The 885-nt window shown below is 72.4% G+C and carries 2 protein-coding genes; one reads left to right on the plus strand and one right to left on the minus strand.

Annotated features, from left to right (window positions below):
• Window positions 1-255 (minus strand): NAD-dependent epimerase/dehydratase family protein (locus NQ160_RS24260; protein WP_257517523.1); only part of this gene is annotated, 255 nt, incomplete at its 3' end.
• A gap of 112 nt (window positions 256-367) precedes the next feature.
• Between NQ160_RS24260 and NQ160_RS24265 the strand changes: the two genes are divergently transcribed.
• A partial coding sequence (locus tag NQ160_RS24265; protein WP_374113715.1) for a DMT family transporter occupies window positions 368-885 on the plus strand: 518 nt, incomplete at its 3' end.

Raw genomic sequence — 885 nt, forward strand, 5'->3', positions numbered from 1 at the left:
GAGCACCGTTTCGACGTGCTCGGGCACGAACGAGAGGAAGTCCGCGACGACGTCGACGCCCTCGCCGACCGCGGCGCGCACCGCGTCGGCGTCACGCACGTCGCCGGTGATGCGGCGCACCCCGTCGGGAAGATCGCGGTCGCGGTTGCCGCGGTTGAGGACGGAGACGTCGTGGCCGGCGGCGACGGCAGCGCGCACGCACGCGGTGCTGATGGTGCCGGTGCCGCCGAGGAAGAGTACGCGCAGTGAGCTCATGGGTCGACGATAGTCATCTGCGGCATCAGGTCACGGGGCTTGAAGCGGCGCCCGTGGTGTGTCTGAGGCTTCCCGCACCGGGCGCGCCCGCGCCCGCCGCTAGACTTCCTCGGTGCACGACGACGCCCCCCGCCTCCCTGTCTGGGTGGCGTTGACGGGTGCGGTGCTCATCGGCGTGATGACGGCCGTGCAGGCCAGGATCAACGGCCAGCTCGGCGTGCGGCTGGAAGACGGCCTCGTCGCGGCCCTGATCTCCTTCGGATCGGGCCTGCTCATCCTCACCATCATCTCTGCCGCGCTGCCGGCCGGCCGCCGCGGGTTCGCGCGACTGGCATCGGGGGTGCGGGAGCGTCGCATCCCGTTCTGGATGCTGTGCGGCGGTGCGGCCGGCGCCCTCACCGTGGCCACTCAGGGCCTGGCCGTCGGGATCATCGGCGTCTCGCTCTTCACCGTCGGGGTCGTCGCCGGCCAGACGGTGTGCGCCCTCGTGCTCGATCGCGCCGGCTACGGACCCTCAGGCGTCGTCGCGGTCACCCCGGGGCGCGTGCTCGGGGGCGCGTTGGCGCTTGTCGCCGTGGCGATCGCACTGACAGGGCGCACCGTCGAGGTGCCGCTGTGGATGCTGCTGCT

Source organism: Microbacterium sp. zg.Y909 (assembly GCF_024626565.1).